General features: G+C 73.6%; 11 protein-coding genes and 1 pseudogene. 5 read left to right on the top strand and 7 right to left on the bottom strand.

What is annotated here, in order from left to right:
• Positions 1–104 precede the first annotated feature (104 nt).
• The gene (locus tag G3I42_RS23485; protein ID WP_164289017.1) at positions 105–959 is read right to left on the bottom strand and encodes a bifunctional methylenetetrahydrofolate dehydrogenase/methenyltetrahydrofolate cyclohydrolase; all 855 of its coding nucleotides are present in this window, start codon (positions 957–959) and stop codon (positions 105–107) included.
• A 280-nt stretch (positions 960–1,239) separates the two neighbouring features.
• On the opposite strand from G3I42_RS23485, the gene G3I42_RS23480 reads away from it, so the two are divergent.
• Positions 1,240–1,827 (top strand): hypothetical protein, encoded by a 588-nt coding sequence (locus tag G3I42_RS23480; RefSeq protein WP_164289015.1) that lies wholly within the window; start codon positions 1,240–1,242, stop codon positions 1,825–1,827.
• An 81-nt stretch (positions 1,828–1,908) separates the two neighbouring features.
• Here the strand turns inward: G3I42_RS23480 and purH are convergent, their stop codons facing one another.
• Both purH and purN read right to left on the bottom strand, forming a co-directional pair.
• On the bottom strand, positions 1,909–3,495 hold the full coding sequence (purH, locus tag G3I42_RS23475; protein WP_164289013.1) for a bifunctional phosphoribosylaminoimidazolecarboxamide formyltransferase/IMP cyclohydrolase: 1,587 nt from the start codon (positions 3,493–3,495) through the stop codon (positions 1,909–1,911).
• Positions 3,492–4,148, bottom strand: a complete 657-nt coding sequence (gene purN, locus G3I42_RS23470) for a phosphoribosylglycinamide formyltransferase (RefSeq protein WP_164289011.1) — start codon at positions 4,146–4,148, stop codon at positions 3,492–3,494. The genes purH and purN overlap by 4 nt, the downstream gene beginning before the upstream one ends.
• A 414-nt stretch (positions 4,149–4,562) precedes the next feature.
• Between purN and G3I42_RS23465 the strand changes: the two genes are divergently transcribed.
• Positions 4,563–5,804, top strand: a complete 1,242-nt coding sequence (locus G3I42_RS23465) for a hypothetical protein (RefSeq protein ID WP_164289009.1) — start codon at positions 4,563–4,565, stop codon at positions 5,802–5,804.
• Between the two features lie 309 nt (positions 5,805–6,113).
• Here G3I42_RS23465 and G3I42_RS37775 read toward each other — a convergent pair whose 3' ends face one another.
• The 4 genes from G3I42_RS37775 to G3I42_RS23445 are packed head-to-tail and all read right to left on the bottom strand — an operon-like array spanning position 6,114 to position 10,405.
• Entirely contained in the window at positions 6,114–6,887 is a 774-nt protein-coding gene (locus G3I42_RS37775; protein ID WP_239096628.1) for an SDR family NAD(P)-dependent oxidoreductase, read from the bottom strand.
• Positions 6,888–6,945: 58 nt separating this feature from the next.
• Positions 6,946–7,884 carry an amidohydrolase family protein gene (locus G3I42_RS23455; protein ID WP_343244637.1) on the bottom strand — a complete coding sequence of 313 codons (939 nt, stop codon included), beginning with the start codon at positions 7,882–7,884 and terminating at the stop codon, positions 6,946–6,948.
• Positions 7,881–9,068: a mandelate racemase/muconate lactonizing enzyme family protein gene (locus G3I42_RS23450; RefSeq protein WP_164289007.1), complete on the bottom strand. Its 1,188-nt coding sequence runs from the start codon at positions 9,066–9,068 to the stop codon at positions 7,881–7,883. The genes G3I42_RS23455 and G3I42_RS23450 overlap by 4 nt, the downstream gene beginning before the upstream one ends.
• Entirely contained in the window at positions 9,068–10,405 is a 1,338-nt protein-coding gene (locus tag G3I42_RS23445; protein ID WP_164289004.1) for an aspartate aminotransferase family protein, read from the bottom strand. The genes G3I42_RS23450 and G3I42_RS23445 overlap by 1 nt, the downstream gene beginning before the upstream one ends.
• Positions 10,406–10,652: 247 nt before the next feature.
• On the opposite strand from G3I42_RS23445, the gene G3I42_RS23440 reads away from it, so the two are divergent.
• The 3 genes and pseudogenes from G3I42_RS23440 to G3I42_RS38465 all read left to right on the top strand — a co-directional run.
• Entirely contained in the window at positions 10,653–11,495 is an 843-nt protein-coding gene (locus tag G3I42_RS23440; RefSeq protein WP_203607217.1) for an IclR family transcriptional regulator, read from the top strand.
• Positions 11,496–12,262: 767 nt separating this feature from the next.
• Positions 12,263–14,065 (top strand): peptidase C14, encoded by a 1,803-nt coding sequence (locus G3I42_RS23435; RefSeq protein ID WP_164289019.1) that lies wholly within the window; start codon positions 12,263–12,265, stop codon positions 14,063–14,065.
• Between the two features lie 130 nt (positions 14,066–14,195).
• Positions 14,196–14,371 (top strand): annotated as a pseudogene (locus G3I42_RS38465) (gfo/Idh/MocA family oxidoreductase); the annotation flags it as partial.

Below are 14,371 nucleotides of genomic sequence, written 5' to 3'. Positions count from 1 at the left end.
CGGCGGACGGGCGTCGACCGCCCGCGCGCCCCCGGCGCAGGGGCGCGCCTCCGGCGACGCGCGTCCGCCCCGTACAACGCGCGACCGCCCCGTGCGAACCGGGCTCAGACGGCAGCGCGTTCGGCCGCCTCCACGACGTTGACGAGGAGCTGGGCGCGGGTCATCGGGCCGACGCCGCCCGGGTTGGGCGAGAGCCAGCCCGCGACCTCGGCGACACCGGGGTGCACGTCGCCGACGATCTTGCCGTTCTCGTCGCGCGAGACGCCGACGTCGAGCACCGCGGCGCCCGGCTTGACGTCCTCGGGCTTGATGAGGTGCGGCACCCCGGCGGCGGCCACGACGATGTCGGCGCGGCGCAGGTGGGCCGAGAGGTCGCGGGTGCCGGTGTGGCACTGCGTGACGGTCGCGTTCTCGGAACGGCGGGTGAGGAGCAGCGGCATGGGGCGGCCGATCGTGACGCCGCGGCCCACGACGACGACCTCGGCGCCGTTCAGCTCGACGCCGTGCTGCCGCAGCAGGCGCACGATGCCGTACGGGGTGCAGGGCAGCGGGGCCGGCTCGTTGAGGACGAGGCGGCCGAGGTTCATCGGGTGGAGGCCGTCGGCGTCCTTGTCCGGGTCCATGAGTTCGAGGACGCGGTTCTCGTCGATGCCCCTGGGGAGCGGGAGCTGCACGATGTAACCGGTGCACGCGGGGTCGGCGTTGAGCTCGCGGACGACGTCCTCGATCTCCTCCTGCGTGGCGCTCGCGGGCAGTTCGCGCTGGATCGACGCGATGCCGACCTGGGCGCAGTCGCGGTGCTTGCCCGCCACGTACTTCTGGCTCCCCGGGTCCTCGCCGACGAGGAGGGTGCCAAGGCCGGGCACGATGCCGCGCTCGCGCAGGACCGCGACCCGTTCCTTCAACTCGGACTTGATCTGTGCCGCGGTGGCCTTGCCGTCGAGAATCTGCGCGCTCATACCGCACATCTTCGCCGATGCGGGGGGCCGGGAACGAATCCGGGTGCCGGTACGGGCCCGGTGCCCCGGACGCGGCCTCTTACGTGCCCTCCTGGCGGCTCGACGGCGGGGGTCCGCGCGTCTCACTTGCACAACACCCTTCGTCAACACCTGGACACCAGGTGTCCTCCGAACGAAGGATGGTCACCCTACGCGCGGGCTGTGCCGGGGGATCACGACGCGCTCGTTCCTCCGTCCACGGTGCGCACCGTCCCCCCAACGGTCCCCCGGAGGAACACCGATGAGCTACGGCGACCCCAACAACCCGTACGGCCCGCCCGGCGGCCAGCAGCCCGGCAAGCCGCAAGGAGACCTGCCCGGTTACCCGCAGCAGCCCGGCTACGGCTACCCGCAGGCACCGCCCGTCGACCCCAACGCGCCGTACGGCTACGGGTACGGGTACGGCGGGCCGGGCTACCCGGCGGAGATGCCGGGCGGCGTGAAGGCGGCCCGGGTCATGCTGTGGGTCATGGTCGGGCTGTGCCTGATAGGCACCGTCCTCTACAGCCTCGGCGCCGCCGCCTCCAACGGCGACGACTTCAGCGACTTCGAGTCCACGCTCAGCGACTCACAGAACGCGGGCATCGCCTGGGGCATCGCCGTCTTCTCGCTCGTCTGGGCGATCGGCGCCGCCGTCCTAGCCCTCCAGATACGCAACGGCGGCAACGGGGTCCGGATCACCACGCTCGTCTTCGGCATCGTGACGGCGGTGCTGGGGCTCTTCCCGTTCGTGTTCGTCGGCATCCCGCACCTGGTCATGGGCATCCTGGTGGCCGTCTTCGTCGGCAAGTCCGACGGAGCCGCCTGGTTCAACAGGCCCCGCGGCTGAACGGCTCGCGGTACACCGAGCCGAGGGCCCCCGCCGACGTGCGTACCAGCGCGTCGACGAGGGCCCTCCGGTCGTCCGGGCTCAGTGGAAGAAGTGGCGCGTTCCCGTGAAGTACATCGTCACGCCGGCCTTCTTCGCCGCCTCGACGACGAGTTCGTCCCGTACCGAGCCGCCCGGCTGGACGACCGCGCGGACGCCGGCGGCCGTCAGGACCTCCAGGCCGTCCGGGAAGGGGAAGAAGGCGTCGGACGCGGCGAAGGAACCGGCCGCGCGCTCCTCGCCCGCGCGCTCGACGGCGAGCTTCGCGGAGTCGACGCGGTTGACCTGGCCCATGCCGACGCCGACCGAGGCGCCGTCCTTGGCGAGCAGGATCGCGTTGGACTTGACGGCCCGGCACGCCTTCCACGCGAACTCCAGCTCGCGCAGCCCCGCCGCGTCGAGCGCCTCGCCCGTCGCGAGCGTCCAGTGGGCCGGGTCGTCGCCCTCGGCCTGGAGCCGGTCGGTGACCTGGACGAGCGCGCCGCCGTCGATCTGCTTCGTCTCGGTGCGCGAGGCGGGGGCGCCGGGGGCGACGAGGATGCGGATGTTCTTCTTCTTCGCGAGGAGTTCGACCGCGCCGTCCTCGTACGCCGGGGCGACGATCACCTCGGTGAAGATCTCGGCGACCTGCGCGGCCATCTCCTTGGAGACCGGCCGGTTGACGGCGATGACGCCGCCGAAGGCCGAGAGCGGGTCGCACGCGTGGGCCTTGCGATGCGCCTCGGCGACGTCCGCGCCGATCGCGATGCCGCAGGGGTTCGCGTGCTTGATGATCGCGACGCACGGCTCGGCGTGGTCGTACGCGGCACGGCGCGCGGCGTCCGTGTCCGTGTAGTTGTTGTACGACATCTCCTTGCCGTGCAGCTGCTCCGCCTGCGCGAGCCCGCCCGTGCCGTCGACGTAGAGCGCCGCGCCCTGGTGCGGGTTCTCGCCGTAGCGCAGCACGTGGGAGCGGGTGTAGGTGGCGCCCGTGAAGTCCGGGAAGCCGCTGTCGTCCGCCGCCGCGTAGTCGTCGGCGAACCAGGAGGCGACCGCGACGTCGTAGGCGGCGGTGTGCTGGAACGCCTCGGCGGCCAGGCGCTTGCGGGTACGCAGGTCGAAGCCGCCCTCGCGCGCGGCGGCGAGCACGTCCGCGTACCGCTCCGGGCTCGTCACGATCGCGACGGAGGGGTGGTTCTTGGCGGCGGCGCGGACCATGGAGGGGCCGCCGATGTCGATCTGCTCGACGCACTCGTCCGGCGTCGCGCCCGAGGCGACGGTCTCGCGGAAGGGGTAGAGGTTGACGACGACGAGGTCGAAGGGCTCGACGCCCAGCTCGTCGAGCTGCGCGCGGTGCGCGTCCAAGCGCAGGTCGGCGAGGATGCCCGCGTGGACCTTGGGGTGGAGGGTCTTGACGCGGCCGTCGAGACACTCGGGGAAGCCGGTCAGCTCCTCGACCTTGGTCACGGGGACCCCGGCGGCGGCGATCTTCCCGGCGGTGGAGCCGGTCGAGACGAGCTGGACGCCCGCCTCGTGGAGGCCGCGCGCGAGGTCTTCGAGGCCGGTCTTGTCGTAGACGCTGACGAGCGCGCGGCGCAGCGGGCGGCGGCCCTCGGTGTCGGTGTGGGTGGTCGTGGACTCGGTCGTCACGGAACCAGTACCTTTCGTCCCTCGATGCGGTAGCCGTGGCGGGCCAGGCGCCCCACGACCTCGACGAGCAGTGCGCGCTCGACGTCCTTGATACGTGCGTGGAGGGCGGCCTCGCCCTCCGGCGAATCGTCCTCGCGGATCTCGACCACGCCCTGGGCGATGATCGGTCCGGTGTCGACGCCGTCGTCGACGAAGTGGACGGTGCAGCCCGTGACCTTCGCCCCGTAGGCGAGGGCGTCCCTGACGCCGTGGGCGCCGGGGAAGCTGGGCAGCAGTGCGGGGTGGGTGTTGACGAAGCGCCCGCCGAAACGGTCCAGGAACTCCTTGCCGACGATCTTCATGAAACCGGCCGAGACGACGAGGTCCGGGGCGTGCGCGGCGGTGGCCTCGGCGAGCGCGAGGTCCCAGGCGGCGCGGTCCGGATGGTCCTTGACGCGGCAGACGAAGGTGGGGATGCCGGCGGCGCGGGCCCGTTCCAGGCCCGCGATGCCCTCGCGGTCGGCACCCACGGCGACGACGCGGGCCCCGTAGCGCTCCGGGCCCTGCTCCTCGATGGTGTCGAGGAGCGCCTGGAGGTTGCTGCCGGTGCCGGAGACGAGGACGACGAGGCGCTTGACGCCGGTTTCCCGGCCGGAGGGTGGTGCGGAGGCCACGAGCGGCCCTTTCTGGAAGGGGGCGGTACGGCGCCGGGGCGCGCGACCGCGGTGTTTCGCGGGGCGGGCGGCAGGCGGCGGGGAGCCGGGACGTCACCACGGTGTGACGCGACTCACCCCGGCGGGCCGTACGCGTCCGCCGCTTTGTGGCATCGCACGAAGGTGGTGCGTCACGCGATACGGGGAACTCTACGAAGCCGCCGACCGTCAGCAACGATACCGGCCCCCGTACGGGCACTCGGACGGCCCCGAGGGCTCCCGGGGGCAGGGCCAGCCCCGAAGGGGCGGCGCGCGGCAGGTAGCGTCAAGGGTGTCCGCGCGGGCGCCCGCCGCCCGCCCACCGCCGCCTTACGTCAGTCCAGGCCGCCCGCACCCGCCCGTGACGGCCGCACAGCAAGGGGAAGACGCCTCCTGATGCCGGACCGATCCGCCCGCCCCCGCCTCCGCACCGTCGCCCCCGCGGGCGCCGCCGCCGGAGCCCCGCTCGGCGTGCTCCCCACCTTCTCCTTCCGCCCCGGCGACGGGGACCACGAGGGCCACGAGGGCGCGGTCCGGCCGCTGTTCGCGCTGCGGGAGGGGGACGATTCCCCGGGGGCCTCGGGGGCGGGGTCCGGTTCCGGGTCCGCTGGTGCGGGGACCGGGGCGGGGCCCTCCGGTACGGGGAACGGTGAGGGCTCCTCCGGTACGGGGTCGGCGTCCGGCTCGGGCGGTACGGGTTCGGGCGGTACGGGCTCGGCGTCCGGCTCGGGCGACCGGGAGGAGTCCGGCGCTCGGGGCGGGCCCGAGGAGCGGGGCGAGCCGGACAATCCCTTCGCGGCCCCGCCCGCCGACCGCCCCGACCAGCCCTGGCGCCCGCGCGCTCCCGAGAACGGCGGTACGCGCTGGAGCGGCCGGCAGCCGGAGCCGTGGCGCGGCGGCGGCTGGGGCAACCGCCCGGGCACTCCGCCGCAGGGGCAGGAGCCGAGGGGCCAGGGACAGCAGGGGCAGGGACAGCAGGGGCCGCAGGGCCGGGGTCCCCAGGGTCAGGGCCCGGGGCAGTGGGGGCCGCGGCAGGGGCCTGGTCAGGGCGGCCCGCAGCAGGGGCCCGGCCAGGGCCAGGGACCGGGCAACGGCAACGGTGGTCCGGGCGGCCCGTTCCCCCGTATCCCCCGCTGGGACCCCACCGACCCGGTGCAGCGGCACGCCCGTTACGCGTTGATGGCCGGGACCTGGGGACTCGTCCTCGGACTCTTCCTCGGCTGGACGTATCTCGCGCTGCTCCTCGGCGCCCTCGGCCTCTACTGGGGCATCTCGGCGCTGCGCGGCCGGGCCCGCACCCCGCAGGAGTCGGAGGCGGCGCTGCGCGCGGTCGCGAAGGGCAAGGACCCGGAGGAGGCGGCCACGAGGGCGCGCGAGGAGGCGTCGAAGCACGCGGCCCCCGCGCCGTCCCCCACGCCCTACGGGCGCCCCGTCACCCGTACCCGCCCCCAGGTCCCTTCGGCGGTCACGGGCATCGTCACCTCGGCCCTGAGCATCATGGCGGTGGCCAGCGTCTTCATCTTCCACGGCGTCTACAGCGACTACTTCACGTGCGTGGACGACGCGGCCACCCACGAGTCCCGCGACGCCTGCGAGAACCTCCTGCCGAAGGAACTCCGCCCCCTCCTGGCCGAGTAACCGCGGGCCGGACCACCCGTCAGGCCGCCGAGGGCTGCTCGGCAAGGGCCGGCGGGCGCGGGGCGGACGAGGCGGCTCGCACGCCCCCCGTCCTCCGGCTCCTGCGTCGCGATGCCGCCGCTCGCCTCGCGCGTGACCGGCGATCCCCGGCCCATCGCCCTCGTCGCGTCTCCTGGCTGCTCAGCTCCCCTCGGCGGGTCCCCGGCCCGAGCGCCCTTCACCGGACCTCACCGGACCCGGAGCACGCGGCCCCGCCCCAGAACCCGTCACCGGGCCCCGCCCTCCGAAGGCCGCTCCCCCGCGCCACCGTCATCGCGGTCGCCTCCTGGTCCCGTCGGTCCCGTCGGTCCCGTCTCCGCCAGCAGGGCCTCGATCTCCTCGGCGACGCCGTCCTTCGCACCCCCGGTGTCTTTCACGCCCTTCGTCTCCCTCCCACCGGCCGCGTCTTCCCCGCCGCCCGCTCCGGCAACGTCCCCCGTCCCGGCAGCGTCCCCCGCCCCGGACCCGTTCGCGTCCGCGCCAGGGCTCCCGCCCGCCGCCTCCACTGCCTCCGCCACCTCGTCCGTCCTCGCCTCCGCCGCACTCGCCGCGACGGGCCCGGCCCCCTGCGCCGCCACCGCCTCGGCCGCCTCCGCCTCGCGTTCGCGTCGCGGCAGCCACCAGCGGCCGGGGGGCGCCGTCGGCGATCATGTGCTCGGCGAAGCGCTGGGAGAGGAAGAAGACGGCGTCCGTGTTGACCCGCATGACGTGCTGCCAGCTCGCGGGGGTGATGGTGTTGAAGCGTTCGAGCGCGGCGACCCCGGCGTTGTTGACGAGGATGTGCACGGGCCCGGCCGCCGCGCGCACCCGGTCGGCGAAGGCGGGCAGTTCCCCGGTCCGGGCGAGGTCCTGGGGGTGGAGCGCGGCGGTGCGGCCGGTGGCCCGTACCGCCTCGGCCGTCTCTTCGAGGCCCTCGGCGCCCGGCAGGTCCACGAGGAGGAGGTCGGCGCCCGCGTCGGCGAGCGCGAGCGCGAAGGCGCGGCCGAGGGCACCGGCGGCGCCGGTGACCAGCGCGGTGCGCCCGGTGAGGTCGAATCGGTCCATCAGGGCTCCAGGGGTACGGGACCGGGCGCGCCCCGGGCGAGGGGGCGCGCCCGGGGGCTCAGGCCAGGCCGAGCAGGTCGAGTGCCGGGCGGTGGATGAGGGCTTCGACGGCGTCCTGGTCGAGCGGGTCGAGCCCGGGGATGCCGGGGACGCGGGCGATGCGGCGCAGGCCCTCGATGGAGTCGTTCACCGTGGTGAAGGGGTAGTCGCTGCCGAAGAGGAGCTTGTCCCAGACCCCGTAGTCCTGGACCAGCCGCAGGCTGTGCCAGAGCTGGAAGGGGCGGTAGTGCAGGGCGCTGATGTCCGCGTACACGTGCGGGTGTTTGCGGATGACGGCGACGCACTCGCCCTCGAAGGGGTGGCTGAGGTGCGCGAGGACCATGCGCAGCTCGGGGTGGCGGATCGCGACCCAGTCGAGGTGGCGGGGCATCGCGTATTCGAGCGGGGCCTGCGAGACGAAGGTGGTGCCGGTGTGCACGAGGAGCGGGAGGCCGTGCTCCTCGGCGTAGCCGAAGAGGTCGTCGTACGCGGGGTCGGCCGGGTCGAAGCCCGCGTACATCGGCATGATCTTGATGCCGCGCAGGCCCAGTTCCCGGTGTCCGTGGCGCAGTTCCTCACGCCAGCCGGGCTGCGTCGGGTCGATCGCGAGGTAGCCGATGAGCTGCTCGGGGTGCTGGGCGACGTACGCGGCGACGGCCGCGTCGTCCACCCACAGCCCGCTCCTGCGGGCCTTGCCGCCGACGACGACGGTACGGGTGCCGGGCGGGGCGCTCGCCGCGTAGTCCTCGTACCGCACGGTCAGGTCGACCTCGCCCGCGTGGGCGCGCGCGGACTCGGCGCGGAAGGTGGCGTCGAAGTCGTGGCTGTGGCGGAACAGATGGGAGTGGACGTCGACGACGGGGCCGGAGACGGCGGGTCCGGAGAGGGCCGGCCCGGAGACGGTGGGGGCCGGGCCGGTCGGGGTGGTGCTCGTCTGCGGGACCGGGGTGGTGCTCACGTGCGGTTCCTCTTCTCCCAGCCCTCCGCGAACATGTTCCAGAAGCGGTGGCTGGGCGGGTGCTCCTCGAAGACCTCGTCGACCAGCTCGATACCGAGGCCGGGCGCGGTGGGCAGCTCGATCTGGCCGTCCACGACGGGCAGCGCTCCCTTGACCGCGTCGAAGACGTACGGCTCCAGGAGGCCGTCGAAGGTCTCCAGGATCTGGAAGTTGGTGATGCCGAGCACGGCGTGCACCGAGGCGGTCGTGCACAGCGGGGAGTTGGAGTTGTGCGGGGCGACGGTCATGCCGTGCGTGTCGGCCTCGGCGGCGATCTTGCGCAGCTCGGTGAAGCCGCCCGCCATGGACAGGTCGGGCTGGACGATGTCGACGGCGCGGGTGGCGAAGAGCTGCTTGTACTCGTGGCGGTTGTGGAAGTGCTCGCCGCCCGAGATCGGGAAGGGCGCGCGCTCGCGCAGCTCCGCGTACCGCTCGATGAGGGTCCAGGGCAGGGGTTCCTCGAACCAGCCGGGCTCGTAGGGGGCGAGCGCGTCGACGAGTTGCCGCGCGGTCCCGGTGCCGAAGCGGGCGTGACCCTCGACGAAGAGGTCCACGTCGGGGCCCACGGCCTCGCGCACCGCCGCGACGAGGTCGACGCTGCGGCGCAGTTCGGCCTTCTCCAGGTGGTGGAGCCCGGCGCCGAAGGGGTCGAACTTGAGCGCCGTGTACCCGCGTGCGACGGTCTCCTTGGCCTTCGCCGCGAAGATCTCGGGCTCGCGCTCGCCGGTGTACCAGCCGTTGGCGTAGACGCGGACGCGGTCGCGGGTCGCGCCGCCGGTGAGGCGGTAGACGGGGACGCCGAGCGCCTTGCCCATGAGGTCGTGCAGGGCCTGGTCGACGCCCGAGACGACGATGCCGCCGACGTCGCCGCCGCGCAGGAAGTCGCCCTGGTACATGCGCAGCCAGATCTCCTCGGTGTCGAAGGGATCGGCGCCGACGAGGTGGCGGTGGCCCATCGCCTCGGTGAGGGCGCAGGTCTCGCGGGGGCGGTAGGGGTGGGTGATCTCGCCGACTCCGGTGAGGCCCTCGTCGGTGTGGAGGCGGACGTAGGCGAAGTCGCGCCAGGCGGTGCCGAGCATCAGGGTCTCGACGCGGGTGATGCGCCCGGCGGGCCCGGCGGGCCGGGTGGTGTTGACGGTGAGCATCAGCGCTGCGCTCCGCCCATGGTCGAGGTGTGGGTGAGGTCGGTGGGGGTGCCTTCGGCGAGCACGGTGCGCACGGCCTTCCCGGTCGCTTCGAGGAGCCGGTCGATGTCGTCGTCGGTGTGCGCGTAGGAGACGTGGCTGCGCTTGAGGTTGAGCGGCAGCTCGAAGATCCCGTGGTCGGTGAGGGCGCGGCGCACCCCGATGAAGCGCGCGGCGTCGTTGGCGAGGAGGTCGTCGTAGGTGAGCGGGGCGGGGCCGTCCATGAAGTACGTGACGAAGACGGAGCCGAAGCCGGTGACGACGGCCGGGACGTCCAGCTCGCGGTAGAGGGCGGTGAGCCCGTCGCGGGTGCGGGCGCCGAGGCGGTAGATGTGCTCGTGGACGGGTTCCTCGCGCAGTTTGCGCAGCGTGGCGAGGGCGGCGGCGACGACCTGGGGGTGGCCGTTGTACGTACCGGCGAAGAAGGCGGGGCCGCCGGGGCGGGTGCTGAAGAGGTCCATGAGGTCGGCCCGGCCGCCGAGCGCGCCGATGGGGGCGCCGTTGGCGATGGCCTTGCCGAGGGTAGTGAGATCGGGAGTGATGCCGCAGATCTCCTGGTAGCCGCCGAGGCCGTGCCGGAAGCCGGTGATGACCTCGTCGAAGACGAGGACCGTGCCGGCCTTCGTGCACTCCTCGCGCAGGGTGCGCAGGAAGGTGTCGGTGGGCAGGAGGGCGCCGACGTTGTGCGGGACGGGTTCGAGGATGACGGCGGCGATGTCCTGGCCGTGCTCGGCGAAGACGCGGCGCACCGCCTCCGGGTCGTTGAAGGGCAGGACGAGCGTCGCGTCGAGGACGGGCGCGAGGATGCCGGTCGACGTCGGGTCCTTCGTGCCCACCCGCTCCGGTGCGGAGATGACGTTGAGGCTCACGGCGTCGTGCCAGCCGTGGTAGCAGCCCTGGAACTTGACGACGAGGTCGCGCCCGGTGGCGGCGCGGGCCACGCGCAGGGCGTGGAAGGTGGCCTCGCTGCCGGTGCTGGTGAGGAGGACCTTCTCCAGGGAGGGGACGAGCGCGGTGAGTTCCTCGGCGAGGGCGACCTCGGCCTCGGTGACGCCGACGCCGGCGAGGGCGAGGGTGGTGCCGGCCTCGGCGGTCGCCGCCGCGACGTCGGGGTCGTTGTGGCCGAGTACGGCGGGCCCGAAGGCCGCGTGGTAGTCGGTGAACTCCCGGCCGTGCTGGTCCCAGAAGCGCGAGCCCTGGGTCCGGGCGATCACCAGCTCGGTGAAGCCGGGGATGCTGCGCTGGCCGCTGTTGACACCCCCGGGGATGACCCGGCGGGCGCGTTCGGCGAGCGTCATGTGGGGTGCTCCTTGCGTCGAGTGCTGTCGGCCGGAGGCCCGCTCTGCTCAGCGGGATTCCGGTGCCATCCGCCGCATTCGTCGCGATTGCTGTGCCGTGGTGAGGCCCGGTGCTGGTGCGCGGGCTTCATTTTTCAGAACAGTGTTCTGTTATTTGGAACAGCGCGCTCAGCGTAGAGCGGCCTGATTCCGGCGTCAAGAGGCGTTCTGCGGACAGGGCATCAGGTAAGCACTATCGTGTTCTGCTATGCAGAACAGTCAGCAGAAGAGTCAGGGTGAGGCGGCGGTACCGGCCGAAGCGGCGAAGTACTGGGTGAAGACCGTGGGGCGCGGCGCGGAGATCCTGGAGGCCCTGGCCGCCGGGGGCCCCGGGCGGGGGCTGAGCGTCACGGAGGTCGGCAAGGCGTGCGGGATCTCCAAGAGCGCGGCCTTCGGCATCCTCCAGACGCTGCGGCACTACGGGATGGTCGCCGACGAGGGCGAGGGGATGAACCGCCGCTACCGGCTCGGGATGACGCTCGCGCGGCTCGGGGACCGGGCCAGGGCGCAGGTCTCGCTGCGGGACGTGGCGCGCCCGGTGCTCGCGCGGCTCTCCGGGACGACGGGGATGGCGGCGCGGGTCGCGGTGCCCGAGGCGGGGCAGGCGGTCGTGATCGACCAGGTGGACCGGGCCGTGGGGCCCGGGCTCGACCTGCGCATGGGCACGCGCGAGCTGCCGCACTGCTCGGGGCTCGGCAAGGCGTTGCTCGCCGCGCTGCCCGAGGACGAGGCGCGGGCGCTGCTCGCCGCGAGCGGGCTCCCGCGCAGGACCTCACGCACCATCACCGACGAGCCGACCCTCCTCGCGCACCTGCGCGACGTCCGGGCCACGGGGTACGCGCTGGACGACGAGGAGGACGCGGAGGGGATCTTCTGCATCGGGAGTGTGCTGCGCGACCACCGCGGGGAGCCGGCCGGGGCGATCAGCGTCACGGGGCTCAAACTGGACCTGCCGAGCTGGCGGTTCCAGGAGCTGGGACGGCAAGTACGGGACGCGGCCGGGGAGATCAGCGGAGCGCTCGGGTACGTGGGGGAAGCGGGCGAGCGGTAGGGGCCCGGGTACGTGGGGGAGGTGGCCGGGCGGTGAAGACCCGGGGGCCCGGGCACGGCGCGGAGGCGGCCCGCCGGGAGGGGCGGGCGGGCGTGAGGGGTTGACCTCGCTCGCCGGGGGTGCTTAGGTACCGGCAATCCGGAGGGCCAGTGCCCGATCCGGGCCGTGACCGGTTTCCCCCTCGGGCTGCTCTCCCGGGGTCACGGCGCGGGGCCGAGCGCCCCGCTGCCCCTCCTCGCCATCCGCCCCCGCTCGTACGGGCCCGCAACGGCCGTCGTGCGACCGGTAGTTCGCCGCGGGAATGCGCCACCTCACCAGCCGGTCCACCACCCGAGGTTGAGTCCCCCGTGAGCACTGCGTCCCGTCCTCCCTTTCCCGCACCACTGCCCGAGCCCGAGACCGGGGCCGGAGCCGAGGCCCCCGGGCCCGGCACGGCCCGCCGCAGGCAACTCCTGCGCGCGGGCGGCCTCGGCGGTCTCCTGCTCGCCGCGACCGCGGCCGGCACCGCCACCGCCTCCGCCGCGCCCGCCAAGGGCGCCCCCGCGTTCCGTACCGTCACCGACGTCAAGGCCCTGCGGGACCTGTCGGCGCACGCCCTCTCCCCCGGCGAGACCGTCCTCGTCACCGGCTACCGCACGCCGGGCGACGGCGGCGGGATGCTCGTGCGCTGGGACGTGAAGTCCGGCGCCGATGACAACGGCGGCACCGTCCTCGCCCCCAAGGGCGCGGGCAAGAAGGGCCGTTGGCTGCGCGTGCACGACGGCGTGATCGACCTGCGTTCCTTCGGCCTCTTCGGTACGGGCACGCCCGCCGACGCCGCGCTCGACGCGCTCGTCGACGACCCGGCCGTGCACCGCGTCGAGGCGCACACCGATGTGAACTTCACCAAGCGGCACACCTTCGGCCGCTCGGGCATCGAACTCGACTTCGGCGGCCACCGCGTCACCACGACCGGCATCGAGCCGAACGCCAACGACAACCCCTTCGGCGCCGTCCTCTACTTCAGGGGCACGCGCACGGACACGACCGTCACGGCGAAGCTCTCGGCCGCCATGCCCGACCTCGCCGATGTCTTCGAGGTGCCCGACGCGGGCGCCTTCGCGGTCGGCGAGTGGTGGGCCGTCGAGATCGACGCGAAGCCCGGCGGCGGGCAGTACGAGAAGGAGGTGCAGCGCCTCGTCCAGGTGACGCAGCGGGTCGACACCACGCACATCCGCGTCAACTACAAGATCGGCTGGGACCTCGCCGCGGGCCGCGTCTTCCAGTGGAGGAAGGTCGAGCCCGTGACGCGCAGCCACGTGCGGAACATGGTCTTCGAAGGAGTCCCCGACGCCGACCAGCTCTCCGGCTCGCACCCCGTCGCCTACGAGTACGCGGTCTCCTGCGACGTCTCCGGCATCGACGCGACCGGCACCTTCTGGCCCGTCGTGATGCGCCGCTGGTGCACGTACTTCCACACCTACCAGTGCCAGTTGAAGAACCCGTCCTCCGTAACGTGGGGCGGCGCCGGCTACCTCACCCAGCAGATCTACTGCCTGTACGGGCACGTCGAGGACTGCCACACGGCCAACGCCCGGCACCTCAACGACTGGACCGCCTCCGCGTACGGCTACGTGACCAACTGCCACGGCGACGGCGACGACCAGGGCCCCTTCGTCACGCACGGGCAGTTCGAGCACGACCTCGTCTACACCGGCAACTCCGGGCTCATGACCTTCGCCAACTCGGGGACGGCCTGGGGCGGTGCCGCGAAGCGCGTCAGCGTCACGCGGCACGTGTGCTCGTGGTTCGTGGCGCGCGTCGCCGTGACCGACCTGACGCTGGAGGACATGCGCGTCATCGGGAACGCGCAGTCCGGCTCCGGAATGATCTGGATCAACGCGGACGGCGCCCAGTTGCGCGGCTGCACCGCGTCCGGGCCACTCGTGATCACGCAGACCTCGACGCGTTCGACGCGTCCCACCGTCGTCGCCGACTCCGCCTTCGCACTGGGCAAGGGCGCCGAGGTGACCGCGGCGAACGTGAGCGCGGCCGTGCACCTGGAACGGGTCGCGCTCGACGGGCTCGACGGCGCCTCCTTCAAGGGCACCGGCCCACTCGTGCTCCAGGACTGCTCCTTCACCGGCAAGGCCGACGCGGCGCCCAGCACCTTCGCGCACTCCTCCGTGACCGTGCGCGGAGGCCGCCACCAGGACACCGGCCTCGTCCTGAACGGCGCGAAGGACCAGGAGGTCGTGGTCGAAGGCGGCGCGGTGCTCGCCGGCACCAACGCGACCGGCGCGCTGCTCTCCCGTACCGGCGACAAGGACCGGACCGTGCGGTGGCGGCTCGGCGCCTGCACGAGCGAACCCGCGGGCGACACCGCGCACGTGCGGCTCGCCGAGGGCGCCAACGAGTACCTCGCCCAGGGCGCGGTGCTGCGCGGCGGCAGCCTCGACCTCGCCGAAGCGGCCTTCGCCAAGGGCTGGCTCCTGCACAGCGGGTGCGTCGAGGACGGCACGACCCGCACCCGGCTGCCCGCCGAGGGCGACCGCGTCCGGCACGAGGACGGGAACCTGCTGCTCGGCTGACCGGCCCGGGTCACCGGCCCGGCGGGCGCCGCCCCCATACCCGTACGCACGACCCCGTGCCCGTACCCCCCGCCGGGCCCGTGCGCCCGCACCCTCCCCGCACCACCCCGTACCGCGAGGACACCTCACCATGACTGCTCCACTCCGCAGGGCCAAAGGGCCCGTGCGTATCGCGCTCGCCGGCGCGGGCAACCGCGGCCTGACGTACACCGACTGGATCAACGCGCACCCCGGACGAGCGGTGCTCACCGCCGTCGCCGATCCGCTGCCCGCCGCGCGGGCCCGCGCGGCGGCGGGCGCGGCGGG

Origin of the sequence: Streptomyces sp. SID11385 (assembly GCF_010548245.1) — a bacterium.
Lineage (GTDB): Bacteria > Actinomycetota > Actinomycetes > Streptomycetales > Streptomycetaceae > Streptomyces.
This window is presented reverse-complemented; position numbering and strand designations above follow the sequence as displayed.